The 26306-nt window shown below is 71.2% G+C and carries 22 protein-coding genes; 15 read left to right on the forward strand and 7 right to left on the reverse strand.

The features are described 5' to 3' along the window. Positions 1-62: 62 nt before the first annotated feature. Together AB0C78_RS19785 and AB0C78_RS19790 are read right to left on the reverse strand one after the other, a co-directional pair. Positions 63-620 (reverse strand): GNAT family protein, encoded by a 558-nt coding sequence (locus tag AB0C78_RS19785; RefSeq protein WP_360749816.1) that lies wholly within the window; start codon positions 618-620, stop codon positions 63-65. A 63-nt stretch (positions 621-683) separates the two neighbouring features. Beyond that, positions 684-1862, reverse strand: coding sequence for a glycosyltransferase 87 family protein (locus AB0C78_RS19790; RefSeq protein WP_360749819.1), 1179 nt, complete (start codon positions 1860-1862; stop codon positions 684-686). Between the two features lie 134 nt (positions 1863-1996). Here AB0C78_RS19790 and AB0C78_RS19795 point away from each other — a divergent pair, with 134 nt between their 5' ends. Together AB0C78_RS19795 and AB0C78_RS19800 are read left to right on the forward strand one after the other, a co-directional pair. Beyond that, on the forward strand, positions 1997-3124 hold the full coding sequence (locus AB0C78_RS19795; RefSeq protein ID WP_360749822.1) for a histidine kinase: 1128 nt from the start codon (positions 1997-1999) through the stop codon (positions 3122-3124). Then, complete coding sequence (locus tag AB0C78_RS19800) at positions 3121-3777, forward strand: response regulator transcription factor (RefSeq protein WP_360749824.1); 657 nt, start codon at positions 3121-3123, stop codon at positions 3775-3777. The genes AB0C78_RS19795 and AB0C78_RS19800 overlap by 4 nt, the downstream gene beginning before the upstream one ends. A 20-nt stretch (positions 3778-3797) precedes the next feature. Here the strand turns inward: AB0C78_RS19800 and AB0C78_RS19805 are convergent, their stop codons facing one another. Continuing rightward, positions 3798-4181: a MarR family transcriptional regulator gene (locus AB0C78_RS19805; protein ID WP_151539285.1), complete on the reverse strand. Its 384-nt coding sequence runs from the start codon at positions 4179-4181 to the stop codon at positions 3798-3800. A gap of 102 nt (positions 4182-4283) precedes the next feature. Between AB0C78_RS19805 and AB0C78_RS19810 the strand changes: the two genes are divergently transcribed. The 4 genes from AB0C78_RS19810 to AB0C78_RS19825 all read left to right on the forward strand — a co-directional run bounded on the left by AB0C78_RS19810 (position 4284) and on the right by AB0C78_RS19825 (position 8236). Then, complete coding sequence (locus AB0C78_RS19810; RefSeq protein ID WP_360749828.1) at positions 4284-5735, forward strand: MFS transporter; 1452 nt, start codon at positions 4284-4286, stop codon at positions 5733-5735. A 157-nt stretch (positions 5736-5892) separates the two neighbouring features. Beyond that, positions 5893-6510, forward strand: a complete 618-nt coding sequence (locus tag AB0C78_RS19815) for a TetR/AcrR family transcriptional regulator (RefSeq protein WP_360749830.1) — start codon at positions 5893-5895, stop codon at positions 6508-6510. 44 nt (positions 6511-6554) lie between these two features. Next, on the forward strand, positions 6555-6965 hold the full coding sequence (locus AB0C78_RS19820; protein ID WP_360749833.1) for a hypothetical protein: 411 nt from the start codon (positions 6555-6557) through the stop codon (positions 6963-6965). A gap of 332 nt (positions 6966-7297) precedes the next feature. Next, the gene (locus AB0C78_RS19825) at positions 7298-8236 is read left to right on the forward strand and encodes an NAD-dependent epimerase/dehydratase family protein (RefSeq protein WP_360749836.1); all 939 of its coding nucleotides are present in this window, start codon (positions 7298-7300) and stop codon (positions 8234-8236) included. A gap of 119 nt (positions 8237-8355) precedes the next feature. Here AB0C78_RS19825 and AB0C78_RS19830 read toward each other — a convergent pair whose 3' ends face one another. Continuing rightward, entirely contained in the window at positions 8356-8949 is a 594-nt protein-coding gene (locus AB0C78_RS19830) for a TetR/AcrR family transcriptional regulator (RefSeq protein WP_360749839.1), read from the reverse strand. Positions 8950-9046: 97 nt separating this feature from the next. On the opposite strand from AB0C78_RS19830, the gene AB0C78_RS19835 reads away from it, so the two are divergent. Further along, positions 9047-9943: an alpha/beta hydrolase gene (locus tag AB0C78_RS19835; protein ID WP_360749842.1), complete on the forward strand. Its 897-nt coding sequence runs from the start codon at positions 9047-9049 to the stop codon at positions 9941-9943. Beyond that, positions 9940-10827 (forward strand): alpha/beta fold hydrolase, encoded by an 888-nt coding sequence (locus AB0C78_RS19840; RefSeq protein WP_360749845.1) that lies wholly within the window; start codon positions 9940-9942, stop codon positions 10825-10827. The genes AB0C78_RS19835 and AB0C78_RS19840 overlap by 4 nt, the downstream gene beginning before the upstream one ends. 1244 nt (positions 10828-12071) lie before the next feature. Here the strand turns inward: AB0C78_RS19840 and AB0C78_RS19845 are convergent. After that, a complete protein-coding gene (locus AB0C78_RS19845; RefSeq protein WP_360749848.1) occupies positions 12072-14525 on the reverse strand; it encodes a VIT domain-containing protein in 2454 nt (817 codons plus the stop codon). A 17-nt stretch (positions 14526-14542) separates the two neighbouring features. Beyond that, the gene (locus AB0C78_RS19850) at positions 14543-15289 is read right to left on the reverse strand and encodes a MerR family transcriptional regulator (RefSeq protein WP_360749851.1); all 747 of its coding nucleotides are present in this window, start codon (positions 15287-15289) and stop codon (positions 14543-14545) included. A gap of 234 nt (positions 15290-15523) precedes the next feature. On the opposite strand from AB0C78_RS19850, the gene AB0C78_RS19855 reads away from it, so the two are divergent. Both AB0C78_RS19855 and AB0C78_RS19860 read left to right on the forward strand, forming a co-directional pair. Next, complete coding sequence (locus AB0C78_RS19855; RefSeq protein WP_360749854.1) at positions 15524-17341, forward strand: sigma-70 family RNA polymerase sigma factor; 1818 nt, start codon at positions 15524-15526, stop codon at positions 17339-17341. A gap of 126 nt (positions 17342-17467) precedes the next feature. After that, on the forward strand, positions 17468-18691 hold the full coding sequence (locus AB0C78_RS19860) for an NlpC/P60 family protein (protein ID WP_360749857.1): 1224 nt from the start codon (positions 17468-17470) through the stop codon (positions 18689-18691). Between the two features lie 155 nt (positions 18692-18846). Here AB0C78_RS19860 and AB0C78_RS19865 read toward each other — a convergent pair whose 3' ends face one another. After that, a complete protein-coding gene (locus AB0C78_RS19865; RefSeq protein WP_151539297.1) occupies positions 18847-19338 on the reverse strand; it encodes an inorganic diphosphatase in 492 nt (163 codons plus the stop codon). Positions 19339-19556: 218 nt separating this feature from the next. Here AB0C78_RS19865 and dacB point away from each other — a divergent pair, with 218 nt between their 5' ends. The 5 genes from dacB (at position 19557) to ftsH (ending at position 26304) form a co-directional block, all read left to right on the forward strand. Next, the gene (gene dacB, locus AB0C78_RS19870) at positions 19557-20867 is read left to right on the forward strand and encodes a D-alanyl-D-alanine carboxypeptidase/D-alanyl-D-alanine-endopeptidase (protein WP_360749861.1); all 1311 of its coding nucleotides are present in this window, start codon (positions 19557-19559) and stop codon (positions 20865-20867) included. Between the two features lie 186 nt (positions 20868-21053). Beyond that, positions 21054-22166, forward strand: a complete 1113-nt coding sequence (locus AB0C78_RS19875) for a zinc-dependent metalloprotease (protein WP_360750031.1) — start codon at positions 21054-21056, stop codon at positions 22164-22166. 90 nt (positions 22167-22256) lie between these two features. Further along, positions 22257-23282, forward strand: coding sequence for a tRNA lysidine(34) synthetase TilS (gene tilS / locus AB0C78_RS19880; RefSeq protein WP_360749864.1), 1026 nt, complete (start codon positions 22257-22259; stop codon positions 23280-23282). Positions 23283-23409: 127 nt separating this feature from the next. Next, positions 23410-23973, forward strand: a complete 564-nt coding sequence (gene hpt, locus AB0C78_RS19885) for a hypoxanthine phosphoribosyltransferase (protein ID WP_151539299.1) — start codon at positions 23410-23412, stop codon at positions 23971-23973. Between the two features lie 324 nt (positions 23974-24297). Next, positions 24298-26304, forward strand: coding sequence for an ATP-dependent zinc metalloprotease FtsH (ftsH, locus tag AB0C78_RS19890; RefSeq protein WP_360749868.1), 2007 nt, complete (start codon positions 24298-24300; stop codon positions 26302-26304). Positions 26305-26306: the final 2 nt, after the last annotated feature.

The raw sequence follows: 26306 nt of genomic DNA on the forward strand, positions 1-26306 counted from the left end.
TCCATTTATAGAACGTTTTGCAAGCCCGGGGAACCCGGGCGGCACGGCCGGACCGGGCCGCTTTACCGGCGACGGCGATGATCTGTGCGAATGTCCGTCAGATCGCGGACGGGCATGCCGGCGGTGATCGCCCAGCGTTCGTGGTCGCGCCAGACGCCGCCGATCCTGATGAACTCCGGCGAGAATCCCTCCCGCCGGAAACCGAGGCGTTCCACCAGCCTCCGGGATCGGGCATTGCCGGGCTGGACGTCGGCCTCGATCCGGTGCAGTCCCAGCGGACCGAACCCATGCCGGACGGCCAGCCCGACGCCTTCGGTCATGAGCCCCTGGCCGGCGGCCGGCGCGAACGCGCAGAAGCCGGCGACGGCCCGGTCGAACGGCCCGCGGACGATCCCGGTGAGCGTGACCAGCCCCGCCGCCTCACCGGTACCGATCCGGCGCACTAGCAACGCCTCGTTTTGCGACGGATCGGCGAACCGCTCCAGATACTCGCGGAACGTCGTGGAGTTCGTCGGTGTCCTGACCCAGTCGCCATGGAGCCGCACGCTGAGCCGGGCGAGGTGGACGAACTCCTCTTCGTCGTCCGCCCGCAGACGGTGCAACGTCACGCGATGTGCCACGACGCCTCTCCGATGCGGCTCAAGACGCTGCCCACATCAACTTCGTTGATCCTCTGCAGGTCGTCAACCAAAGAGGTGAAGTCGCGCTACGCGGCTGAGTGAATCGACCTGCGAGCAGAATGGGAGTGGTCGTATTTCGGTGGGAGTGGAGGGTCGTTCGGGGGGGCGTAGGCGGACGGCCATGTGGACGAGGAAGTAGAGGCCCGCGACGAGGTAGCAGTTGGCGACCGGTGTCAGGAGATGGAGACCGTATTCGCGCGGGTCTCCGTTGTGAGGCGTCCACCACAACGGGGACAGGACGAAGACGATGCAGCCGGCCAGAGCGGTCCTCCGGTGGCCGTCGCGGAGGAGGACGGCCAGGACCGGGACGACCCATACCCAGTGATGCGCCCAGGAAATGGGAGAGACGAGCAGGCCGGTCACGCCCGTGACCGCTGTGGCGCTCAGCCAATCGCCGCGCCGTGCCCAGAGAACGGCGGTCGTCAGGCCGACCGTGCCGATGGTCAGGGGAATGGCCGGATACCAGGCGCCTATGTGGTCCGTGCCGTGGAGTATGCGGGCCAAGGCGCCGAATGGGGACTGGTTGCTGATGTACGTGACGCCGACGCGTGACGTGTCGAAGAAGGTGTGCAGCCAGTAGACGCGGGACGCGTCCGGGGTAATGGCATAGGCGAGCAGGGTGCAGACAGCGAAAGTGGCAAAGGCCGTGACGGCGTCCTTGGTTCGTCGCGTGAGCAGGAGCAGGACGATGAAGATGCCCGGTGTCAGCTTGATCGCGGTGGCGATGCCGATACCGATTCCCGCTGGACGGTCGAGGGCGACGCGGTGCATGTCGGCCAGGACCAGGGCCAGGAGGAACAGGTTGACCTGGCCCAGGAAGAAGGAATGCCAGACCGGTTCCAGAAGCAGGCCGGCGGTCGCGACCGCGACGAGGGATATGCGGCGGCCTACCAGTTTCATGGTCAGGGAGCAGGCCCAGATGAAGGCCGCGAATGCGGCCACCTGCCACAGCATCCGGACGAAGGTGAGCGGCAACGCGGCGAGAGGTCTGAACAACGCCGCCATGAACGGGGTGTTGGTGAACCAGAGGCCCGCGAGCCGCTCCTCGTAGAGGCGGGGACCGTCCATGACGACGTGTCCGCCCAGCCAGTAGATGCGGAAATCGAGCGAGTCGTACATCGCCGCGAAGAGCGCGATTCCCAGGATCTCGAAGGCAAGAAAGAACAACGCCCAGCGTTTCATGGAAATCAACGGTGCCGATGGCGCGGCCGCCGGGCATCGGGCCGCCGGACACATTCGCGGCAGGCGATTGCAGCCTGGGGGATTACGCCTGCGGGCCAATGTGCGGGCGGGCGGGCGACGGTTACGATCAGCGCATGTCAGCCCTGCCGTGGCGTCGAGCGCGCCGAGACGCCGGTGCGGTCCTGGCCTGGTGCGGGGCCGCCCTCTATCCCGCCGTCCTGTACCTGGCGGTCTCGCCTCCGATGATCTCCGGCCGGCTCACCCTGCTCCTCTCGGTGGGCCTCACGGCGCTGGTCATGTCCCTGCTGAGGCGCCGTCCGCTGGCGGCCCACGGGATCCTGCTCCTCGCCTGGATCGTCGCCCTCATGCAGACGCGGAGCGGAGGGATCGCCGGCCTGGAGATCCTGCTCACCGATCTCGCCGTCGGGTACATCGCGGCGACGCGCGAGCGGAGGCTCTCGATCTCCGTCGCCGTCATCACCTGCGTCCTGCAGATCCTTTCCATCCTCGCGTGGCTGTCCGCGGACGAGGTGCTGCTCGTCACCGTCGTCCTGGCGATGGCGGTGACGTGGATGACAGGGAGCTCCATCCGCGTGCAGCGCGCGCACACGGAGATGCTGCGCGACCAGGCCACCGCGCAGGCCGTCGCGGCCGAGCGGCTCAGGATCGCGCGCGAGCTGCACGACATGGTCGCGCACAGCATCGGCATCATCGCGATCCAGGCGGGCGTGGGCGGACGGGTGATCGACACGCAGCCGGGGGAGGCGCGCAACGCGCTGGAGGCGATCGAGGCGACCAGCCGCGACACCCTGTCCGGATTGCGCAGGATGCTCACCGCGCTGCGCAAGGACGACCCGGGCGCCGCCCCGCTCGGTCCGGCGCCGGGCCTGGCCGATCTCGGCCGCCTGGCCGCCGCGACGATGGACGCCGGCGTCCGGGTCGACGTCCGGATCGAAGGCGAGCCGAAGCCGCTGCCACCGGACGTCGACCTGTCCGCCTACCGGATCGTCCAGGAGGCGGTCACCAACGTGGTCCGGCACGCGGGCACCGACTCGTGCCGGGTGACGATCGGCTACCGCGACGACGACCTAGCCGTCGAGATCGACGACGACGGGGACGGCGGCGTGGTCGGCACCGGCTACGGCATCGTCGGGATGCGGGAGCGGGTCGCGCTGCTGCGCGGCGAGTTCACCGCCGGGCCGCGTCCCGGCGGCGGGTTCCGGGTGGCGGCGCGCCTCCCCCTGCCGGCGGCGGTGGCATGACGATCCGCATCGTGCTGGCCGACGACCAGCCGCTGATCCGCACGGGCCTGCGCGTCCTGATGGCCGACACCCCCGACATGGAGATCGTCGGCGAGGCCGGGACGGGCGCCGAAGCGGTCGCGCTGGTGGACGAGACGCGCCCCGACGTGGTCGTGATGGACGTCCGGATGCCCGACATGGACGGCATCGAGGCCACCCGCCGGATCAGGACCGCCCACGTCGTGATGCTGACCACGTTCGACGACGACGAGTACGTCTACGGCTCGCTGCGGGCGGGCGCCAGCGGGTTCCTGGTCAAGGACATGGCGCTGGAGGAGATCCTGGCCGCGATCCGCGTCGTCGCCAAGGGGGACGCGCTGATCGCGCCGAGCGTCACGAAGAAGCTGATCGAGGAGTTCGCGGCGCGTCCGGAACCGGCCCCGGGGCCGCCGCGTCCCGTCGACGGCGTCACCGACCGCGAGCGCCAGGTCCTCACCCTGGTCGGGCGCGGGCTGTCCAACCAGGAGATCGCGGCGGAGCTGGTCATCAGCGTGGCCACCGCCAAGGCGCACGTCGCGCGGCTGCTCACCAAGCTCGACGCGCGCGACCGCGTCCAGCTCGTCATCATCGCCTACGAACTGGGCCTGGTCAGGCCGTCCACCGGCCGAGGGTGAGGTCGCCTCGCGCGGAGGTGTCAGGAGACGGGGACCGGGAGGTGCCTGGCCAGGACCTCGATGTGGGTCTTGTGCGCCTCGGCGTGCCGTTCGCGGCCGGCCTCGGTCACGGCGACGAACACGCCGCGCCGGTCGGACTCGCACATCACGCGCTCGACCAGGCCGTGCTTCTCCAGCCGGGCGACCGTCCGTGACAGGGCGCTCTGGCTGAGGTACATCGCGGCGGCGATGTCCTGCATGCGGCACTTCTCGCAGTCGACCTCGACGAGCCTGTCGAGCGTCTCGAACTCGCTCATGCTCAGGCCGTGCGCCTCCTGCAGCGAGCGATCGAGGTCGCAGGCGACCGTGTTGTAGCAGGTCGCCAGCGAGCGCCACCGGCCCACCAGGGCCGTCTCCGACTCCATGCCGCGCATCTTAGCATGCGCGCGCATCAGATGCACCAGCATTAAATTCGAACGAAATTTATGCTTGGACATTGGATGCATGTGCATGTAATGTCCTCCGACGTGACTATCACCGACACCTCACCCGCCTCTGCCGTCCGCGGGCCGGCCGCCGCGAGCGCGCCGGCCGAACAGGCCTGGACTCCCCGGCTGTGGGGAGTCCTCGCCGTGCTGTGCGCCGTGCTCTTCCTCGACGGACTCGACGTCTCCATGGTCGGCGTCGCGCTCCCGTCGATCGGGACCGAGCTCGGCCTGTCCACCACGTCGCTGCAATGGATCGTGAACGGCTACGTGCTCGGCTACGGCAGCCTGCTGCTGCTCGGCGGGCGCACCGCCGACCTCCTCGGCCGACGCCGGGTCTTCCTCACCGCGCTCGCCGTGTTCGCCGTCGCGTCGCTGGTCGGCGGCCTCGTCAGCGACGGCACGCTGCTCATCGTCACCCGTTTCGTCAAGGGCCTCGCCGCCGCGTTCACCGCGCCGACCGCCCTGTCCATCCTGACCACCACCTTCCACGAGGGACGCGCGCGCAACCGGGCGCTGTCGGTCTTCTCGGTCTTCGGCGCGAGCGGCTACTCGTCCGGGCTGATCCTCGGCGGGCTGCTCACCAGCGTCGGCTGGCGCTGGACGTTCCTGACCCCCGTGCCGCTCGCCCTGATCGCGCTCGTCGCCGGCATCGCCCTGATCCCGCGGGACAAGGCCGCGGCGGACGGCGGCCACGACCTCGTCGGCGCCGTCACCCTGACCGGCGGCATGCTCCTCGCCGTCTACACCGTCGTCTCGGCACCGGACCGCGGCTGGCTCGACCCGGTCACACTCGGCTCCATCGCGCTCGCCGCGGCGCTGCTGATCGGCTTCGTCGTCACCGAGAACAAGGTGCGGCACCCGCTGATCCGCCTCGGCATCCTGCGGATCGGCTCGATCATCCGCGCGAACCTCAGCATCGTCGCGCTCTTCGGCTCGTACCTGAGCTTCCAGTTCATGATGACCCTGTACCTGCAGGACGTCCTGCACTGGTCGCCGCTCAAGATGGCCATGGCGCTGCTGCCCGCCGGCCTGATCGTCGCGTTCGGCTCCCCGTTCGTCGGCCGGCTGATCGACCGCTACGGGACGCCGCGGCTGATCATCAGCTCCATGACGTCGCTGAGCCTCGGGTACGTGTGGTTCATCGCCACCGCCGGGAACGCGCCGCACTACGCGTTCACGATCCTGCCGACGATGCTCCTGCTGGGCGGCGGCTTCGCGTTCGGGTTCAGCTCGATCATGGCGCAGGCGACCGACGGCATCGACGACTCCGAGCAGGGCCTGGCCTCCGGCCTCGTCCAGACGTCCGGCCAGGTCGGCGCGGCCCTCGTCCTCGCCGTCGTGACCGCGCTGGTCGCCGGCGGCACGAGCGGGGGAGGCGGCGGCTTCGCCGAGTTCCACCCGGGCGTCAACCTGGTCAGCGGCGTCGCGGTCGTCGGCCTGGCGCTGAACCTGATCCCGCTGCTCCGCGTCACCCGCGGGAAGCACGCCTGACCTCCGCTTCCCGTACCGCACCGCACCGCAGGGCGGCCTCCCGATCGGGAGGCCGCCCTTTCGGCCGCTCTGGGACGCCCCGCGTCGTCTCGTGCCGCCTGCGCCGCCTCGCGCTGGCGCGCAGCCGGGGCGGGCGGCTGTGATTAGCTCTGCAAGCGTGAGTGACTCCCAAGTACCCGCTCAGCCGTCGGATCTGAGCACCTATGCGCGTATCCGGAACGCCGCGTTGCAGGGGTTCGCCGACAAGGGGGTCGCCGCGACCTCGATCCGTGACGTCGCCGCCGCCGCCGGGCTGTCCCCGGGCCTCGTGCAGCACCATTTCGGCACCAAGGCCCGGCTGCGCGAAGCGGTCAACGAGTACGTGATCGCGGTCGCCGTGGAGACCTTCCGCGGCCTCGTCGGCGAGGGGGGCGGCGAGCCGGCGTGGGAAGCGATGGGCGACACGGTGACGGCATGGGTCCGCGACAACGCGGTCGCGTTGCGGTACCTGGCCCGGGCGCTCGCCGAAGGGGACGAGGAGGCGGCGAAGATCTTCGATGCGCTGGTCGAGATCGCGCGCACCGGCTGGCTCGCCCCGCTCGACGACGACGGACGGCTGCGCGCCGACGCGGACCGGGACTGGGCGGCGCTCCACGTCGTGGTGTTCAACCTGGCCTGCGTGTTCTTCGAGCCAGCGATCAGCCGACACCTTCCCGGCCCCTTCTTCGGCCCCGACCAGCTGCAGCGGTGGAACACCGCGACGACCGAGCTGTACCGGCGGGCGCTGTCTACCTGACCGATACAGTTGTATCGGGAAAGATACAGACGTATCGTGACGGCATGACATGGTTCGTGCGGCTCTGGAAGGACGGGGACGCCGCGCCCGCCGCCGGCCGGGTGCACGTCAGCATGAACGACTACCTGGTGCACCGGTTCCGCGACGTTCCCCGCGTGGCGAGGGCCGGGATGCGGTTCCGCCGCGCCTGGCCGGAGACGGAGGGGGCGCTCGGACTGTGGATCGCCGCGACGGGCGACGGGCGGCGGCAGATCTCCGTCTCGGTCTGGCGGGACCCGGCTGATCTGCGGCGTTTCGTCCACTCGTCGGGCCATCGGCGGGTGGTGCGCGACTTCCGCGAGGCCGGAGACCTCATCAACACCGCCTGGACGGCCGAGCGACTCGACCGCCGGCTGATCTGGCAGCAGGCCGAGGAGCGCCTCACCGGCCTGCTGTCCGACGTCCTCCACCATTAGACGGCTACCGCGCGGCCGGCAGCGGAACCGGCAAGGTCACGATGGCCGCCACGCGCGGCCCCCTCCGCGGTCCCGACACGCGACGGCGCTGCCGCCCGCCCGCGCACACACTGAATCGGCGGTCACCATGAGAACCCACGGCCCGACCGAGAATCGAAACACCGCCGTACCCGACGGCGATGGCGAAGCCACCGTCGCGGCTGGCCTTGCGTCTCGGACCTTGCGTCTCGGACCTTGCGTCTCGGACCGCGCGTCCGGTGCAACCGCCTGACCATGCAGGACACCCTCGAGCCGCTGGCGCCGGCCGCCGAGAATCTCCCGGGGAGGCGACCATGACCACGGTGCTGATCCTGGGCGGCTACGGCGCGGTCGGCCGCCACCTCGCCGCGCGGCTACGGCAGGACGGCCACACCGCGCTCACAGCCGGCCGGGACGCCGCCCGCGCTGACCGTCCGGTCGACCTCGCCCAGCCTGACCTGCGCTCCTACCAGTCGGCGCTGGACGGAATCGACGTCGTGGTCAACGCCTCGGGCAAGGAGGACCCCCGGCTGGCCGAACTCGCGACGGCGCGGGGCGCCGCATTCGTCGACATCACGGCCACCGCCTCCTACATCGCCGCGCTGGAACGACTCGACCCGCCGCGTCCGGTGCTCCTCAGCGTCGGGCTTGCTCCCGGCCTGACCAACCTGCTCGCCGCCGACGTCCACCGAGCCTCCCCCGGCCCGATCGATGTGGCCGTCCTGCTCGGCGCCGGCGAACGGCACGGCCCGGCGGCCACCGACTGGACGTACCGGCTGCTCGGCGATCGCTTTCAACACGACGGCACCGCAGTCCGCAATTTCACCCGGCCCCGGCGGTTCGACCTGCCCGGCCACGGCCGACGGCGGCTCTACCGGCTGGACTTCTCCGACCAACACACCCTGACCCGCGACCTGAACGTCCGGACGCGCACCTACTTCGGCCTCGACTCCCGGCCGGCGACCACGGCCCTGGCCGCCCTGACCTGGCTGCCAGGCGGCTCGCACCTGCCCCGTGGCCCGCACGTTCCCGGCGGCGACGACTGGCTCGTCCTGGCTCAGGGCCATGACGGCACCACGCGCTGGGCCCGCGGGCGCAACCAGTCCCGCGGTACGGCGATCGTCGCGGCCGCGGCCGTCGGCCTGGTGACCGGCCTGCCGCCCGGGACGCACCATCTCCACAGCGCCCTTGACCTCCGCGACCTCCCCATGAACCAGGGCATTGAACTCCACACGCCCCCGCCGTCAAGTTGAGGACGGCCCCCTGGGGAGCACGCTGAGAATGCCCCTTGAGGGAGCACGACGATGACCGCCCCGTGAGACAGGGGCGTTGAGAACCACCTCGCCCTTCGAAGTCCGCGAAGTCCGCGAAGTCAGCGGCGCAGGCCGTGCAGGAGGGCGAGGATGGCGGGCTCGGCGTCGGCGCGGGCGGCCTCGGGGTCGTCGGCACCGGCAATGAGCAGCCCGGCCTCGCCCAGTCCGGCGAGGACCACGTGGGCGAGTGCGCGGAGCGGGACGTCGTCGCGCAGCATCCCGGCCGCACGGCCCATCTCCAACCCCGCGATCACCACGCCGAGGGCGTACCGCTCGTCGATCTCCCGCCACTCGGCCCAGCCGAGCACGGACGGCGCCTCGATCAGGCCGATCCGGGCCCTGTCCGCTTCGACGCAGGACCGCAGGTAGCTCCGCACTCCGGTTTCGAGGGCGGCCATCGGGTCGGCGCCGCCCAGTCCGTCCATCTCCGCGGAGATCTCCTCGATCAGCTCCTGCTGGAGCTGCTCGTACACGGCACGGAACAGGTCCTTCTTGTCCTTGAAGTGGTGATACATGGCGCCCCGCGAGCTGCCGGCCCGCTCGACGATCTCCGGGGTGCCGACCGCCGCGTAGCCGCGCTCGGCGAACAGCGCGCGCGCCGCCGCGATCAGGTGGGCGCGGGTCGCTTCGGACTTCTCGGCCTGCCGGCTCATCGCTCGCCTCTCAGGGGTCTGCGGGCCGCCCTTTAAAACAGGCAGCCTGTTTGTTATCTTCGCTTCCATACGCATTCTCTCGACAAGGGACGTGGAGATGAGCGACGTGCAGGCCGCCACCCGGGCCGGGTGGCGCGACGCGGACCTGGGCACCCGGCGCGAGATCGAGGTGCCGGGCGGCCGGATCGCGGTGTTCGAGGCGGGCGAGGGCGAACCGGTGGTGTTCGTCCACGGGGTGCTGGTCAACGCGAACCTCTGGCGGCGGGTCGTGGCGCGGCTGTCGGACCGCTACCGCTGCGTGGCGCTGGACCTGCCGTTCGGCGCGCACACGGTGCCGGTGCCCGGCGCCGATCTCACCCCGCCGGCCCTGGCCGCCATGGTCGCCGGCGCGATCGAGGCCCTCGACCTCGGACCGGTCACCCTGGTCGGCAACGACAGCGGCGGCGCCGTCTGCCAGATCGTCGCGACGACCCGTCCCGAACTGGTCGGCCGGCTCGTGCTCACCTCCTGCGACGCCTACGACACCTTCCCTCCGCGGTTCTTCGGCTATCTCAACCTCGCGGCACGCGTCCCCGGCGCGATCGGGACACTGCTGAGCACGCTCCGATTCCTTCCGGCGATGCGCCGGCTGCCGATCGCCTTCGGATGGCTGACCCGTGGTCCCCTCCCGCGCCCGGTGACCGACTCCTACGTCCTGCCCGCCTGCGTGAACCGCGGCGTCCGCGACGACCTGCGCCGGGTGCTGCGCGGCCTGGACCCGCGGCACACCCTCGCCGCCGCGAAGCGGTTCGGGGCCTTCACCTCGCCGGTGCTCGTCGCCTGGTCGGAGCGGGACCGCTTCTTCACCGCCGCCCACGCCGAGCGGCTGGCCGCCGACTTCCCGGACGCCCGCCTCGAATGGATCCCCGGGGCGCGCACCTTCTCGCCCGAGGACCAGCCCGCGCGCCTGGCCTCCGCGATCGCCGGGTTCGTCCCGCAACGGGCGGCCCGGTGAACGGCAGGCCCCTACCCGACCTGGACGACGTCGAGCACCGGTTCGTCGACGTGGACGGCCTGCGCATGCACGTCGCCCTGGCCGGCCGGGGCGAACCGCTGGTCCTGCTGCACGGCTGGCCCCAGCACTGGTGGCAGTGGCGGCACCTCATCGGCCCGCTCGCCGAGCACCACCGGGTCATCTGCCCGGACCTGCGCGGCCTCGGCTGGACCGCCGCGCCGCCGGACGGGTACAGCCCCGCCGCCATGGCCGACGACGTGATCGGCCTGCTCGACCGGCTCGGCGTGCGGGCCTTCGCCCTGATCGGGCATGACTGGGGCGGAGCCGCCGGATACGTCCTCGCCCTCCGGTATCCCGGACGGGTCAGGCGCTTCATCGCCATCAACACCGCGAACCCCTTCCTGCGGCCGACACCTCGGGTCTTGCTGAACGGGACGCGGTTGTGGCACATCATCGCCAACGCCGCCGGCCCTCGCCTGGCAGGGGCTACGATCCCCCGCTGGGCGCTGCGCCACTGGCCGCACCGCCCCACCGCGCTGACTCCCGACGACCGAGCGGTCTTCCTGGCCCAGTTCCGCGAGCCTGCACGGGTGCGGGCCACCGTCCGCTACTACCGGAACCTGCTGCTGCGGGAGATCCCGTCGCTGCTTGCGGGCCGGTACCGGTGGGCCCGCCTGACCGTTCCGACGCTCGTACTGTCGGGCGACCGGGATCCCCTCCTCCCACCGGACCAGATGTGCGGCTTCGGCAGGCACGCCACCAACCTGCGCGTCGAGTTCCTCAAGGATGTCGGGCACTTCCCAGCCGCCGAGGCCCCCACCGAGGTCACCCACCGAGCCCTCAAATTCCTCGCCGCGAACCCCCTTCCACCAGCCCCCGCCTAACCCCCCAAGCCAGGCGACCCGCCTCGGGATGGGCCCAGGCTCCACCCGCCGACACGCGCCGCCCAGCAGTTCCGCACCACTACGGAACCCCTACTGTCGCCCCGCCCAACTCCGCCCGCCACCTCATCCCGACCAGCCACGCGACGTGCCAGCCCTCGGCCTGCCGGACACGTGCCCCTTTGCGTAGTTCCGCATTGCTGCGAAACTCCGGCTATCGGCCCTACCTAACTCCGCACGCCACCTCATCCTGACCACCCACGGGACGTGCCCGCCCCCGGCCTGCCGGGGGCGCGCCGCTGAGTGCAGTTGCGCACGTCGCGTGCCAGCTCAGCCACCGGCCGCGGGAGGCGCGGGCTCAACCTGCCGGACACGTGCCCCTTTGTGCAGTTCCGCACTCCGCACGCCGGTTCCGTGACTCACTGCGGGAGGGGGCGGGCTCAGCCTGGCGTGCGCGCGTCGCCGTGCGTTCCGCACTGCTGCGGAACCCTGGCTGTCGGGCCCCGCCCAACTCCGTCAGCCAGCTCGTCCTGACCAACCACGGGACGTGCCCGACCTCGGCCTGCCGGACAGGTGCCCCTTTGTGCAGTTGCGCACTGCTGCGGAACCCCTGCTGTCGGTCTCGCCTAACTCCGCGCGCCAGCTCATTCTGACCAGCCACGGGATGGGCCCGCACTCAGCCTGGCGGGCGTGCGCCGCTTAGTGTAGTTGCGCACTTCGTGCGCCAGCTCAGCGACCTGCCGTGGGAGGGGCGCGGGCTCAGCCTGGCGTGCGTGCCCGTTTGTGCAGTTCCGCACTCCGCATGTTCGGTTCCGTGACCCGCTGCGGGAGGGGGCGGGCTCAGCCTGGCATGCGCGCGCCGCTGAGGAGTTCCGCACTGCTGCGGAACTCTGGCTGTCGGGCCTCGTCCAACTCTGCGCGCCGGCTCATCGTGACCAGCCACGGTACGTGCCTGCGCTCGGCCTGGCGGGCGTGCGCCGCTTAGTGCAGTTGCGCACTTTCGCGTGCCAGTTCAGCGAGTCGCTGCGGGGTGGGCGCGGGCTTGGTGTGGCGGGCGGGCGTCGTTTGGTGCAGGCCGCGGACTGGGACTTCGGACGGCTCCGTGCAGCGAGCCTTGCGTCCCGGCCGCCGGGTAGGGGTGCGCGGCCGGGCTTGGGGAGTGTCGGGCACTGCGGGGAAGCGGCGGGGCTTGGTGGCTTTGCGGGGGCAGGGGGCTGGTGGGGCAGGCCGGGGCCTGCCCCACCGGGTCAGGTGGTGCGCTTCCAGAAGGGGCGGCGGGTCGGTGGCTGGGTGAAGTCGCCGAGGGTCTGCAGTGTGCGGGACCAGAGGCCGTCGACCAGCTGTGCCTCGCTGGCGGGCGAGATGTGGATCAGGTCGTCGCGGAGGGCCTCCAGGGTGCGGAGTGGTTCGGTGCTGGGAGCGAGGAGCGGGCGCATGCGGTCGATGACCGATGTCAGGGCGGGCAGGACGTCCTGCAGCAGGCAGGTGATGCGGCGGGCCAGGTCGTCGGGGGTGTTGCGCATCGCCTCCAGTTGCTGTGCCAGTTCCCGCTTGAAGGCGCTGAGGTCGGACGTGGGGGGCGGCCCGCCGGGGGTGCTCCCGCGGCGGGCGCGCGGGGTGCGGGGCGGGTCCGTCATCAGGAAATCGGGCACGTCGAGATCGTCCGTCGGATCCGTGAAGTCCATGGGCCGGCTGCGTGCCGCCGCGGGAGCCGGCGGCTGGGAGGCAAGCGGGGGCCTCGGGGGACCCGATGGAGCGCTCGGAGGCGGCGGGGCGAAGGTCGGGGGTGGGGGACCGCCTGCGGGCTGGGCGGGGGGCGGGGCCATCAGCGGGCTCGCCGCCCCGTACGACGGCGCCGGGGCGGCCCAGCCGTCCGGGACCTCGACCGGTTGGACGACCTGGTGCGGCGCGGACGAGTCGGTCACGACCCGGCTGTCGACGGCGACGAAGGCGGTGAAGCGGCAGAGCACTCCGAACCGCAGCGAGGTCTCGACGATGCGCTGTTCGAGCTCCGGGGGCCCGCCGACGGTGTAGCGGTCCTCCAGGTCGCGCAGGTGCGCGCGCGCCCAGATCGCCGTGGTGGCGGGATTCCGGGCGAGCGTACCGGGCGCCTGCTGCCGCCAGGCGGTGCCGTCGGACGCGGTGCCCTGCACGGTGACGGATCCGGTAGGAGCGCCGCGGAAGCGGCCCGCGATCACGAGCGGCACCCCGGGGAAGAGGGCGCCGAGGCGGGCGGGGGCCACCGAATCGGGGACGATCTCCAGGCCCTCGGCCCGCAGGGAGAGGCCGGTGGCGACGGGCGCGCCGATGCGGTGGTGGATCTGGTCCATGGCCTCGTCGAGGCGGTCCTCGGACTCGACCAGCTCGCACCGGCCCTGGCCGATCGCGGCCAGCCGGTTCAGGAAGCCCGCGTTCACGGCGCGGTCGATACCGACGGTGTGGACGCGCACGCCCTGCAGGCGCGGCGCCAGGTGCGCGAGGATCTGGTCCTCGTTGCCGACCTGGCCGTCGGTGATGAGGACCACCACGCGGTCGCTCTCGGAGCCGGCGACCAGACGGCAGGCCTCGTCGAGCGGGGTGAGCATCTCGGTGCCGCCGCGCGCGTCGAGCGCGGCGAGGTGCTCGACGGCGCGGAACCGGTTGCGGTCCGTGCCCGGGGCCAGACCGGAGCCGAGGTCGCGGGGCCGCTCGACGACGGTGTCGAAGGACAGCACGGCGAACCGGTCCTCGTCGCGGAGCGTGTCGACGATCCGTGCGGCGGCGCGCCGGGCGGCGACCATCTTCCAGCCGTGCATGCTGCCCGAGCGGTCGAGGATGAGCACCACGTCGCGCGGGCGCGGCCGGGCGTCCCCGGAGGGGAGGACCGTCAGGCTGAAGGTGCCCTCGTCGCCGTTCTCGTCCGGGACCAGCGACAGGGCCGCGCTCTCCTGCGGCGCGAAGCCCAGCCGGAGGATGAAGTCGCGGTCGAGGCGCTCGCCGGGACGGAGCCGGACCGTGGTGCGGTCGCCGTCGCTCTCCTCGGTCACCACGTGCAGGGCCGAGTGGATCTCGGTCAGCGGCAGGCCGGACGGGTCGATGTCGGCGCTGATCGCCAGCCGGACCGGGTTGGGGAACCCCGGCAGCAGCACGGGCGGGCTGATCCGGGACGCGTCCGGCACCGCCTCGGTGTCCTCGGCCACGCCGGCGCCCGCGGCCGCGTCGTCCAGCGGTGCCCCCGGGATGTAGCGGGGCGCGACGACGAGTGGGAAACGGAACGTCGCCGTCGAGGACGATTCATGGGGCAGCGGCTGGGTGAGCGCGAGGCGGATCGTCACGCGTTCTCCCGGCAGGATGTTGCCCATCTGCATGGTGAACACGTCCGGCCGGTCCTCCTCGGCGAGGGCGGCGCGCTTCCCGGCCGCTATGGCGGCGCTGTAGTCCTGGCGAGCCTGGCCTCGTTCCTTCAGCGTCCCTTCGATGACCCGGTCGTCCGCCTCCATGCGCAGCGCGGTCACGGCGGCGCGGTCGGGCAGCGGGAAGATGTAGGTCGCCTCCAGCGGCACGTCGAACGGGTTGCGGAACCCCTGGACGACCTCGACGCCTGCGGCGAGTCCGGTGATCGAGGCGTGCACGTCGACGGAATCGAGCGGGAGGTTGCCCCGGTCGGTGGACAGTGCGCCGAGCCCGCCGTCCGGGTCCGTGGGCGCATCGGTCTCGGGCATGGGCAGTATGCGGACGGTCATTGCGGCCTCCGGGGAGGGTCGGCGGGCGTGCGGGCGGAGTCTGCGGGGGAGGCGATGAGCCCTCGTGCGGCCAGCTCGTCGAGCAGGGGCCGCGCGGCGGTCTCGATGGCGCGGAGGTCGTCGGCGCTGAGCGAGCCGGCCTCCAGGAGGAGGGTCAGGTCGGGGGCGAGGCGGACGCCCTGGACGACGGGCGGCACAGGACGGGGATAGTCCTCCGCCACGGCGGCGCGGCCGAAGGACACGTCGGGCCGGGCGTTCCAGAAGCGCGCCCTGGTGCGTGCTTCGCCGTCCGTCTGCTGCGCGCCGTCGGCGGGCGGTTCGGTTGTCGCCGTGTCCGCGCCCGGAGTGGACGTGTCGGTCTCCGAAGCCGATTCGGCGATATCTGCCGGGGTCGGAGGCAGCGCCTCTTCTTCCGGATCCATTGCGCCGGAGGGGAGGGCGGCGATCCGTTCGAGGGTGGCGTCGGTCGCCGCGGCGAGTTCGAGCTGGATCTCGGCGATGGAGCGGCCCGCCGCCTGCCGCCGCTTGACCGCGACCAGTTGGAGGAGGTGGCGCGGGCCGTAGAGCGCGGTGCGGCCGCGCCTGCCCGCGGGCGGGTCGACCAGCCCGATGGTCGTGTACCAGCGGATCAGCCGCTCGTTGGGCAGGTCACGGACCCGGCCGTTGACCTGCGCGGACTCGCCGGCGGCGAGCACCGCGACGGCGCGCTCGGCCAGCTCTCCGATCGTCCAGGCAACGTCCATGGCTCGATGATGACACTGTCACGATGACAGTGTCAAATCCGCTGGATCGAACGCCGGTCGCGGTGGCCGTGACGGCCGGATGGAGGCCGATAGACCGGACGAATCCCCGCCAAAACCGCTAAATGCAACACTCGGGAAAAGCATCAAAAAATGCGGAAGAACTAGCGCACGCCATTGGGTTCGATCTCTTGAAATGGCCAGTAAAGCCCTTCGGGAGGCTTTACCTTTTCCGGTATGAACGACCATCTCCTGGTCGAGGCGCTGCGCGAGCGCGACGCCGGTGCCCCGGCCGACATGTACGCGGCCTATGCCGACCGGCTCTACGCCTACTGCTGGTTCCAACTGCGGGAGCGGGACGCCGCACAGGTCGCGCTGCGGGACGCGTTCGTCGTCGCCGAGGCGCACATCGGCAAGCTGCGCGATCCGGATCGGTTCGGGCCGTGGCTGTACGCGATCGCCCGGCTGGAGTGCGCCCGGCGGTCGCCGGTGCGGGAGCGTCCGCCCGATCTGCCGGTCGCCAGCCACGACCAGGAGGACGTCGATCAGCGGATCACCGCCTGGGAGGCCGTGGCGTCGCTCCGGGCCGTTTCGCGGGAGGCGCTCGAACTGCGGGTCCGGCACCAGATGTCCATTCCGGATCTGGCGGCCATTTTCGACGTCCCGCTCAAGGAGGCCGAGGCCATCCTGGAGCGCGCGCATGCCGACCTCGAAGCGGCCTTGACCGCGGACCTCCTCGTGAAGCAGGGCCCTTATGGCTGCACGGAACGTGCTCGGCTCCTCCGGCAACGGCACGGTGACCTCACGGCGGAACTGAGCGAGCGGCTCTTGGCACATGCCCAGGAGTGCGCCACGTGCGGTGCGTTCAGGCCGCGCAGCGTGTCGGCGGCCAAGGTGTACGGGCTCCTGCCGGACGCGGACCCGCCCGACGAACTGCGGCTCCGGGTGATGAGCTGCTTCCTGGACTCCGAGCTGGTCGGCTACCGGTTGTTCGTGGCCACCCGCGTCACCGAATTCACGTCGGCCGGGTTCCCCGTACAGCCCGGGCAGTCCACGGGACAGGCGCGCGCGCCTCGCCCCAGAGGGCGGTTCTCGGTGCGAAGGCGGCCGGACGGCGAACGCGGTGTGTTACCGCCGGACGGGTTGGCAGCACAGGCCGCTCGTGCCTTCGCCGTCCTCGTGATCGTGGCGGTCCTGTTCGGTGGCGGGATCGCCGCCGTGCGCGGCTTCTTCAACCAGTCCGAAGACGTCGGACGGGCGGGCACCCAGGGAGGACCGCGCCCCAGCGCGATTCCCGGTGTCTCTCATAGTCCCTTGCCCGACGGCCATTCATCGGGAGGAGGCCACAGCGGCGTCGTCGACGTCGCGCCGGTGTCGGCCACCTTCCCCCTGGGCTCCTTAGGCTCCTCTGCGCCGCCTACTGCTCTGTATCCGTCGCCGCCTGCGCCACCGCCGGTGGGCGCACTTCCCTCACCGACGAACCCGGTAGGCGCCCTCGTGGTGTCCCCGCTGTACCTGGACATGGCCGGAGGGTCGGACGGCTCTGTGGAGTTGCAGGCGCTGGGAGGGCCCGTGTCGTGGAGCGCCAAGACCTGGGGAGCGCTCCGGCTGAGCAGCTCTTCGGGGCGGCTGGAGGCCGGTCAGACCGTGACCGTCGCCGTGCACGCGTCCCGCCAATCGCGCGCGCGGGGCGAAGGCGGCATCACGTTCCAACCAGGCGGAACCCAGGTGTGCGTTACCTGGCGTGCCGACACTCCAGGCACGCCGGGGGGCGGTTCGGGTCCCACTCCAACGCCGACCGGGCCCGGTACCGGCACACCGTCCACTCCGCCTGAGACGAACCGGCCCGGCGAGCCGCCCACGTCGTCCGCCCCGGAGCCGCCTGCGTCATCGGCGCCGCCCGCATCGGACCCGCCGCCGTCCGATCCGCCCGCGTCGTCGGATCCGCCGCCGTCAGGTGGGCAACCGGATCCGCCATCGTCGTCGGGCCCGCCCGCATCTTCATCGGCGCCGGGCTCGCCCGCCGCATCGGACGGAAGTGCGACGCCCGCATGACGGACGTTCCGATTGTTGCCCGTCTCAACTACTCTTCGTAGGTGATCATTTGCGCTAAGTAAAACACGCCAGGGGGAGGACGTGTTCATGGGGCCGAGCGCAGCAGAGCATCGCCGTCGCGGACCGGTGTCCTCCGCCAGGAACGCGACCCTTCGCCTGATCGTGTTCTCCGCCGGCATGGCGGTCGGCATGAGCTGGCTGGTCCCGCCGGTATCGGCCCGTACGGCGCACCGCGCAGCGGGCAAGCCTGTCCCGAGCGCGCACGACGTCGAGAAGAGCCGGCAGCTGGTGAAGGACCGTGCCGCGGACATCGGCCGGACGAAGGCCGAGCTCGCCCAGGCGGACGGTGAGCTGGACGGGCTGAACGCGGCGGCCGAGGCGGCGGTGGAGCGCTACAACGGCGAGCGCCTCAAGCTGGAACGGTCCCAGCAGAACTATCGCGTCATGCAGCAACGGCTGGCCGAGGCGACCCGCAGGGTGGGGGAGGCCCAGGACGAGCTGGCGGCGTTCGCCGCGCGCGTGTACCAGGACAACACCGGCTACGACCGGGTCTCCTCCGCGATCTCCGGCCGGGGCGGCCCTCAGGGCTTCATGGACCGGGCCGGGATGGTCGAGGTCCTGGCCGGGCAGCGGACCGCGATGGTCCGCCGGGTCGAGGCGTCCAAGACCGTGGCGGACGTGTTCCGCAGGCAGGCCCAGGCCGCGCTCCAGGACCAGACGGCCGCGACCAAGAGCGCCGAAGAGGCCAAGGGGCAGGCGCAGGCGGCGGTCGCCGCTCAGCAGGCCTCGATCCAGCGGATCGCCGACCGGAAACGCGCGCTGCAGAAGCGGCTGGGCGAGGCCCAAGCGCGCGCGGACCGGCTCGCGCGCGAGCGGGAACGGGCACTCGAAGCACGTGCGGCCCGCAAGGCCCGTGCCGGCCTGAAGACGGCGAACGTCGCCAGACGCGGCGCGGTCGTGGCCAGGGCGGCGCTCGAATGGCTCGGCACGCCCTACTCCTGGGGCGGGGGCACGTTCGAAGGCCCGAGCCTGGGAGTCGACCAGGGAGCGGGCACTGTCGGCTTCGACTGCTCAGGCCTGTCCATGTACGCGTGGAGCAAGGCGGGCGTGCTGCTCGACCACTGGACCGGCACGCAATGGACGTCGGGGCCGCACGTCCCCGTCGACAGGCTCCGTCCCGGAGATCTGGTGTTCTTCGCCACCGACACCTCGAACCCGGACACCATCCACCACGTGGGCGTCTACATCGGCGGCGGCCGCATGGTGGAGGCGCCCTACACGGGCGCGCGCGTGCGGGTCTCCAGCATCCGCCGGAGCGATCTGATCGGAGCCACCCGTCCTGCGGGCTGAGCACCGCGCCGCACGGGGAAGCGAGAACCCTTCCGCACGGTCTCCCGTACGGAAGGGTTCATGCCCGAGCCCTCACGCGTGCACGGCGGGGAGCGGACCTACGCCGTTACGCGGCCTCCGGCCCAGCCTGCGACAGACCGGGGCGCCGGAGCGGGTCAGTGACCGCCCTTTTCGGCCTCGCGCTTGCGCGACCGCTCGATCTCGGCCTCGGCCTCGACGCGTCCCACCCAGCTGGCGCCCTCGACGGACTTGCCGGGCTCCAGGTCCTTGTAGACCTCGAAGAAGTGCTGGATCTCCAGCCGGTCGAACTCGGGGACGTGGTGGATGTCGCGGAGGTGCTCCATGCGCGGGTCCGTCGCGGGGACGCACAGGACCTTGTCGTCACCACCGGCCTCGTCGGTCATCCGGAACATCCCCACCGCGCGGCAGCGGATGAGGCACCCGGGGAACGTCGGCTCCTGGAGCAGCACCAGCGCGTCCAGAGGGTCGCCGTCCTCGCCCAGCGTGTTCTCGATGAACCCGTAGTCGGCCGGGTACTGCGTCGAGGTGAAGAGCATGCGGTCGAGCCGGATGCGGCCGGTCTCGTGGTCCACCTCGTACTTGTTCCGCTGGCCCTTCGGGATCTCAATGGTGACGTCGAAATCCAAGATGTCCTCCGCTCCCTGCGCGGTCGCAGTGAATAGTCTTTCGGGGGTCTGTGCGGGCGAGGCCGACCCCCACGGGGGTGAGTTCCCTTATATAAGGATGTCGCACGTTGGTGAGTGCTGAGTGGGAGAGGGGCGGTCACGTGCCTGCACGCGGTCGGGCCCTTGCCGTACTGTCGCTGTCCCTCCTTAACGTTTTCGTCGTCGCAGCCGGGCTGGCAGTGGCGAAACTCACACCGGACCGGCACCTGTCCCCGCAGCCCCCGGGCGTCGCGGCACGCGAACTGGTGCACGCGTCGGCCCGGATTCCCGCCGCCGACCCCGCCGGGGGGCGCGCGCCGAACCCCCAAGCGCTGGCCGGTCGGCTGACGGCGCTCATAGGCGGCCCCAAGGCGAAGATCAACGCCGTGGTCGTGGACGCGGAGACCGGCCGGACGCTGTTCGCGCAGCGCGGGGACCAGCCCGCCACGCCTGCCTCCACGACCAAGCTGGCGACCACCGTCGCCGCCCTGGCCACAGTCGGCCCGTCGCACCGGATCACCACTCAGGTCGTGCGCGGCACCGGCGGCGGGATCGTCCTGGTCGGAGGCGGGGATCCTACCCTGACGGCCCTGCCCGCGCGCGCGGACGAGGGGCACCCGCCGTACGCATCGCTGCAGGACCTCGCGAAGCAGACCGCCACCGCGCTCAAGGCATCGGGTGTGACGCGGGTACGCGTGGACTACGACGCGTCGGCGTACCAGGGGCCGCGTACGGCGGCCGGGTGGAAGCCGAACTATCTGCCTGAAGGCGAGTTGGCGCCTGTCACCGCCCTGACCGTCGACGAAGGACGCGTCTCCCCAGCCGATCCGACGAAGCGCTCGCGGGTCTCGGATCCGCCGTCCGCAGCCGCGAGCATCTTCGCGAGCCTCCTGACAAGGAACGGTGTAGCGGCCAAGGCGGGGCACAGGACCGTCGCACAGAAGAGCGCGGCGCGCCTGGGCGCGGTGCAGTCGCCGCCGCTGTCCGCCCTGATCGAGCATCTGCTGACCGAGAGCGACAACGACGTGGCGGAGGCCGTGGCGCGGCAGGTGGCCATGAAGCTCGGGCGTCCGGCGACGTTCGTGGACGCGGCGCAGGCCGTGCGGCAGACCCTCGCCAAACTCGGCGTCACGCAGGGCGTGTCGGTGAACGACGGCAGCGGCCTGTCGCCGCGGAACCGCATCACGCCGCTCGCGCTGGCCCGCATCATCGCCCTCGCGGCGAACCCCGAGCACCCGCAGCTGCGTTCGGTCATCACCGGCCTGCCCATAGCGGGGTTCTCGGGCACCTTGAAGCCGCCGCGCTACACGGTCCCCACCAGCCAGGCCGGTGCGGGCGTGGTGCGGGCCAAGACGGGGACGCTGGCCGGCGTCAGCACGCTGGCCGGGCTCACCTATGACAGCGACGGGCGGCTGCTGACGTTCGCGTTCATGGCGGGGGACGGGAAGGGTCCGGTGGATCCGGGCAAGCTCGACCAGCTCGCCTCCGCCGTCGCCACCTGCGGCTGCTGAGGCGCGACCGGCGGAGACCCATGATCGTCGTCGTGCGCGGCCGTTGATCGTCGGAACGCGCGGGGGCCCACCGGTGTGTGGGCGGGGCCGTACGGGAGATAACCAGAACGGTTGTTCGTTGAACGATCGTGCAGGGGCGCTCCGGCGCCGTGTCCGAAAAGTACGGTGGAGCACATGAGCGCCTCAATGATCGACTGGAACGTCGCCGTCCAGGCGGGGACCCGTCTGGTGCGTCCGGGACCGCAGGTCAGCCACGAGGAGGCCCGCGCGGTCGTGGCGGAGCTGCGCGAGCTGTCGAGGGACGCGCACGGGCACGTGCGGGACTTCACCGGCATGGCCTCCGAGGACGATCCGGCTCCGGCGACGATTGTGGACCGCCCCGGCTGGATCCGCGCCAACGTGGACGGCTTCCGGGTGGTGCTGGAGCCGCTCATGGAGCAGATGTCCGAGCGCCGCAGCCCGAGCCCGCTGGGCGGCGCCGGCAATGTGGTCGTGCAGGCGGTCGGTTCGCGGGTGACCGGAATGCAGGTGGGCGCGATCCTCGCCTACATGGCCAGCCGCGTGCTGGGCCAGTACGAGCTGTTCCTGCCGCCGGACCCGTCCGGGCAGGCGCCGACCGGACGCCTCACCCTCGTGGCGCCCAACATCGTCCACGTGGAGCAGGAACTCGGCGTCCACACGCGGGACTTCCGGCTGTGGGTGTGCCTTCACGAGGAGACGCACCGCGCCCAGTTCACCGGCGTCCCGTGGCTGCGCGAGTACGTGCAGGACCAGATGACCCAGTTCCTGCTGGCGTCCGATCTGGACCCCGGCGTGATGCTGGACCGGATCCGGGACGCGGCCGAGGCCGTGGCGGACGCGATGCGCGGCGGCGACGCCAACCTCATCGACGCGATCCAGACCCCGGAGCAGCGCAAGATCCTCGACCGGCTCACCGCGGTGATGACGCTGGTGGAGGGGCACGGCGACTACGTCATGGACGCGGTCGGCCCGGAGGTCGTGCCTTCCGTGGAGCAGATCCGCTCCCGGTTCCAGGGACGCCGGGACGGCGGCTCCAAGCTGGACAAGACGATCCGCCGCCTGCTGGGCATCGACCTCAAGATGAAGCAGTACGCGGAGGGCTCGCGGTTCGTGCGCCGGGTCGTCGCGGAGGCGGGCATGAGCGGGTTCAACCAGGTCTGGCAGTCCCCGGAGACCCTGCCCACGCATGACGAGATCAAGGAGCCGGCCCTGTGGATGGACCGGGTCGTCGGCCCGCGCGCCATCGACGTGGCCCCGCCGGAGGCCAGCGAGGCGTGACGCCATTGCGAGACGTGCACGACGCCTAGCACCGGCGGAGGGGCCGGCACCGCTTCCGCGTGCGGCACCGTCCGGTGGTACACGTTTCCCATGGGGCCTGATCCGGCGGTGGCGGCTGTGCGGCTGGCAGTGCGGCGCGTACTGGCCGATCTGCCCGCCGGTTCTATGACGCTCGTGGCGTGCAGCGGCGGCGCCGATTCCCTGGCGCTAGCAGGAGCCCTCGCCTTTGAGGCGCCCAGGGCGGGGCTCCAAGCCGCCGGCATCACGATCGACCACGGCCTGCAGGACGGGTCGGGCGCGCGCGCGGACGCGGTCGTCCGGACCCTCGCGGACCTGGGGTTGGACCCAGCCGGGTCGATCGCGGTCACCGTGGACCGTGAGGGCGGCATGGAGAACGCCGCCCGCAACGCCCGCTACGCGGCGTTGGACCGTGCCGCTGGCCGGCTCGGCGCGGCAGCGGTCCTCCTAGGTCACACTCGCGATGATCAGGCGGAGACGGTTCTACTCGGGCTGGCGCGCGGTTCCGGGGCCCGTTCCCTGGCAGGGATGCCCACGACCCTCAGGCGCCCGACCGATCGCGGTGAGGTGCTGTATCTCCGCCCCACGCTTGAGTTGGATCGGGCGACCATGCGCCGAGCCTGCCTCGCGATGGGGCTGGAGCCCTGGGACGACCCCCACAACGACGACCCCGCCTACACGCGCGTGCGCGTACGGCACCGAGCCCTACCGGTCTTGGAGGAGACGCTCGGGCCGGGCGTGGCCGAAGCGCTGGCGCGGACGGCCCGGATGCTCCGCGACGACGCCGACGCCCTCGACGGTCTCGCCGCGCGCGCTTACGACGACCTCCTCGACGAGGTGCCCGACGGCACCGTCGAAGGCGGCCGCACCGTCGCGCTCCGCGTGGACGGCCTCGAAGAACTGCACAGAGCCCTTCGTACACGCGTCTTGCGGATGGCAGCGGTCAAAGCGGGCAGCCCACCAGGTACGCTCGCGGCCGTCCATGTCGATGCAATGGATCGGCTGGTCACGGCCTGGCACGGCCAGCGGCACGTCGACCTGCCCGGGGGTCTTCGAGCGTTCCGGCGGTATGGGAGGCTGCTGTTCGGCCCGGTTTGACGCCACGTCGTGTGCGATCCGTCACACAGCGTGCTTTGTCATCGGCGAGCCCGTCATCCGGCGTGCCCGCCGCGCAAGGCGTCCGTCCCGCGCGGGCGGGCGAAGTCACAACGATGAGGGTGGGGTTGTGGACGAGAAGGACCTGGGCAACGACCTGGCGAAGGTGCTGATCCCCGAGGCCGACCTGCAGGCGAAGGTGCGCGAGCTCGCCGGGCAGATCGACGCCGACTACGCGGGCAAGGACCTGCTCCTCGTCGGTGTCCTTAAGGGCGCCGTCATGATCATGGCGGATCTCGCGCGCGCGCTGCACTCGCCGGCGTCGATGGACTGGATGGCCGTCTCGTCCTACGGGTCGGGCACCAAGTCGTCGGGCGTCGTCCGCATCCTCAAGGACCTGGACACCGACATCCTCGACCGCCACGTGCTCATCGTGGAGGACATCGTCGACTCGGGCCTGACCCTGTCGTGGCTTGTCAGCAACCTGCGCTCGCGCGGCCCGGCGTCCCTGGAGATCTGCGCGCTGCTGCGCAAGCCGGAGGCGGTGAAGACCGACCTCGACGTCAGGTACATCGGGTTCGACATCCCCAACGAGTTCGTCATCGGGTACGGGCTCGACTATGCGGAGAAGTACCGGAACCTCCCCTTCGTGGGGACTCTGGCGCCGCACGTGTACGGCGGCGAGGGCTCCTGAGGCCCGCCCACGCCCGGCCGAGGGGAACCTCTGGGGAACCCCCAGGGAACAAGGGGCCGTGACGGATCGTTGCAAAGGTCGTTGACGGGTATATGAAGAGGATCAGGAGATCGGCGCTGGCTGCGTCTCCTGTGCCCTGCGGTGTACCGTCACTATCCCGGGCCCTCGGGTCAGGGAGCCACGTGAGGGAGACCGCCTCGGTGGGTCCGGAGCCCCGGGCGAAGGGCCTTTGTTGGTCGCAGTGGCGTCCGCCCCCCGGGACGGGCGAGGATCGCACACAGACGTTGGTCAGGAGGGACGGGCCCCGTAGGGGTAACCGGATAAATGGACGTGAAGCGCTATTTTCGCGGGCCGCTGCTGTGGATCCTGCTGTTCGGCCTCTTGGTCGCCCTTGTGATGTGGGGCGTCAACCCCGGCCGTTCGTTCGAGAAGACCGACACCTCCAAGGTGGTCCAGGAGATCGACGCGGGCCAGGTGAAGTCCGCCAAGATCGTCGACAAGGACCAGCGGATCGAGGTCACGCTCAAGAACGGCAAGCAGCAGCAGGCCTCCTGGGTCGACGGCCAGGGCCTGCAGTTGCAGAACCAGTTGCAGAAGCAGGCCGACGCGGGCAAGCTGCCCGGCGGCTACAACGTTGATGTCCCCAAGCAGAGCTTCTTCCTGAACCTGCTGTTCAGCCTGCTGCCCATCGTGGTCATCGTGCTGATCTTCCTGTTCATCATGAACCAGATGCAGGGCGGCGGCTCGCGGGTGATGAACTTCGGCAAGTCCAAGGCCAAGCTCATCACCAAGGACACCCCCAAGACCACCTTCGCCGACGTGGCCGGGGCCGACGAGGCCCTGGAGGAGCTGGAAGAGATCAAGGACTTCCTGCAGAACCCGGCGAAGTTCCAGTCGATCGGCGCGAAGATCCCCAAGGGCGTGCTGCTGTACGGCCCGCCCGGCACCGGTAAGACGCTCCTCGCGCGCGCGGTGGCCGGCGAGGCGGGCGTGCCGTTCTACTCGATCTCGGGCTCCGACTTCGTCGAGATGTTCGTCGGTGTCGGCGCCTCCCGCGTGCGCGACCTGTTCGAGCAGGCCAAGACCAACGCCCCCTCGATCATCTTCATCGACGAGATCGACGCCGTCGGCCGGCACCGCGGCGCGGGCCTCGGCGGCGGCCACGACGAGCGCGAGCAGACGCTGAACCAGCTGCTCGTCGAGATGGACGGCTTCGACGTCAAGGGCGGCGTGATCCTCATCGCGGCGACCAACCGTCCCGACATCCTGGACCCGGCGCTGCTGCGTCCCGGCCGGTTCGACCGCCAGGTCACCGTGGACCGCCCCGACCTGGAGGGCCGCAAGGGCATCCTGCGGGTGCACGGCCGCGGCAAGCCGTTCGCCCCGGACGTCGACCTGGACGTCATCGCGCGCCGCACCCCGGGCTTCACCGGCGCGGACCTCGCGAACGTGATCAACGAGGCGGCGCTGCTGACCGCGCGCTTCGACCGCAAGCTCATCGACATGGACACCCTCGAGGAGTCCATCGACCGCGTCATGGCCGGGCCTGAGCGCAAGACCCGGGTGATGTCGGAGAAGGAAAAGAAGATCATCGCCTACCACGAGGGCGGGCACGCGCTGGTGGCGCACGCGCTGCCGAACTCCGACCCCGTGCACAAGGTGACGATCCTCCCGCGCGGGCGCGCGCTGGGGTACACCATGACCCTGCCGATGGAGGACAAGTTCCTCACCACGCGCTCGGAGATGACCGACCAGCTGGCCATGCTGCTGGGCGGGCGCACCGCGGAGGAACTGGTCTTCCACGAGCCGACCACGGGCGCGGCCAACGACATCGAGAAGGCCAGCTCCATCGCCCGCAACATGGTGACCGAGTACGGCATGAGCGAGCGCCTCGGCGCCCGCAAGTTCGGCACCGGGCAGGGCGAGGTCTTCCTGGGGCGCGACATGGGCCACGAGCGGGACTACTCCGAGGACATCGCGTCCGCGATCGACGACGAGGTGCGGCGCTACATCGAGTCCGCGCACGACACCGCGTGGGAGATCCTCGTGGAGTACCGCGACGTCCTGGACGACCTGGTGGTCAACCTCATGGAGAAGGAGACCCTCTCCAAGGAGCAGGTGCTGCAGATCTTCGCGCCGATCCAGAAGCGGCCGCACCAGAACTCCTACACCGGTTACGGCAAGCGCCTCCCGTCGGACCGTCCGCCGGTGCTCACGCCCAAGGAACTGGCTCTGCTGGGCCCGCAGGACGTGACCGACCTGACCAAGAACAACGGCCAGGGCGGCGGCGTCACCTCCGAGTCCGCCGACCCGGCCCCGGGCGAAAGCTGACC

The sequence above is a fragment of the Actinomadura sp. NPDC048394 genome, assembly GCF_040651755.1.
Lineage (GTDB): Bacteria > Actinomycetota > Actinomycetes > Streptosporangiales > Streptosporangiaceae > Spirillospora > Spirillospora montaniterrae.

Coding starts and splice junctions, on each gene's coding strand:
- AB0C78_RS19790 (WP_360749819.1), bottom strand. CDS start 1,862: ATGAAACGCTGGGCGTTGTTCTTTCTTGCCTTCGAGATCCTGGGAATC.
- AB0C78_RS19795 (WP_360749822.1), top strand. CDS start 1,997: ATGTCAGCCCTGCCGTGGCGTCGAGCGCGCCGAGACGCCGGTGCGGTC.
- AB0C78_RS19800 (WP_360749824.1), top strand. CDS start 3,121: ATGACGATCCGCATCGTGCTGGCCGACGACCAGCCGCTGATCCGCACG.
- AB0C78_RS19805 (WP_151539285.1), bottom strand. CDS start 4,181: ATGGAGTCGGAGACGGCCCTGGTGGGCCGGTGGCGCTCGCTGGCGACC.
- AB0C78_RS19820 (WP_360749833.1), top strand. CDS start 6,555: ATGACATGGTTCGTGCGGCTCTGGAAGGACGGGGACGCCGCGCCCGCC.
- AB0C78_RS19825 (WP_360749836.1), top strand. CDS start 7,298: ATGACCACGGTGCTGATCCTGGGCGGCTACGGCGCGGTCGGCCGCCAC.
- AB0C78_RS19830 (WP_360749839.1), bottom strand. CDS start 8,949: ATGAGCCGGCAGGCCGAGAAGTCCGAAGCGACCCGCGCCCACCTGATC.
- AB0C78_RS19835 (WP_360749842.1), top strand. CDS start 9,047: ATGAGCGACGTGCAGGCCGCCACCCGGGCCGGGTGGCGCGACGCGGAC.
- AB0C78_RS19845 (WP_360749848.1), bottom strand. CDS start 14,525: ATGCCCGAGACCGATGCGCCCACGGACCCGGACGGCGGGCTCGGCGCA.
- AB0C78_RS19850 (WP_360749851.1), bottom strand. CDS start 15,289: ATGGACGTTGCCTGGACGATCGGAGAGCTGGCCGAGCGCGCCGTCGCG.
- AB0C78_RS19855 (WP_360749854.1), top strand. CDS start 15,524: ATGAACGACCATCTCCTGGTCGAGGCGCTGCGCGAGCGCGACGCCGGT.
- AB0C78_RS19875 (WP_360750031.1), top strand. CDS start 21,054: ATGATCGACTGGAACGTCGCCGTCCAGGCGGGGACCCGTCTGGTGCGT.
- tilS (WP_360749864.1), top strand. CDS start 22,257: ATGGGGCCTGATCCGGCGGTGGCGGCTGTGCGGCTGGCAGTGCGGCGC.
- ftsH (WP_360749868.1), top strand. CDS start 24,298: ATGGACGTGAAGCGCTATTTTCGCGGGCCGCTGCTGTGGATCCTGCTG.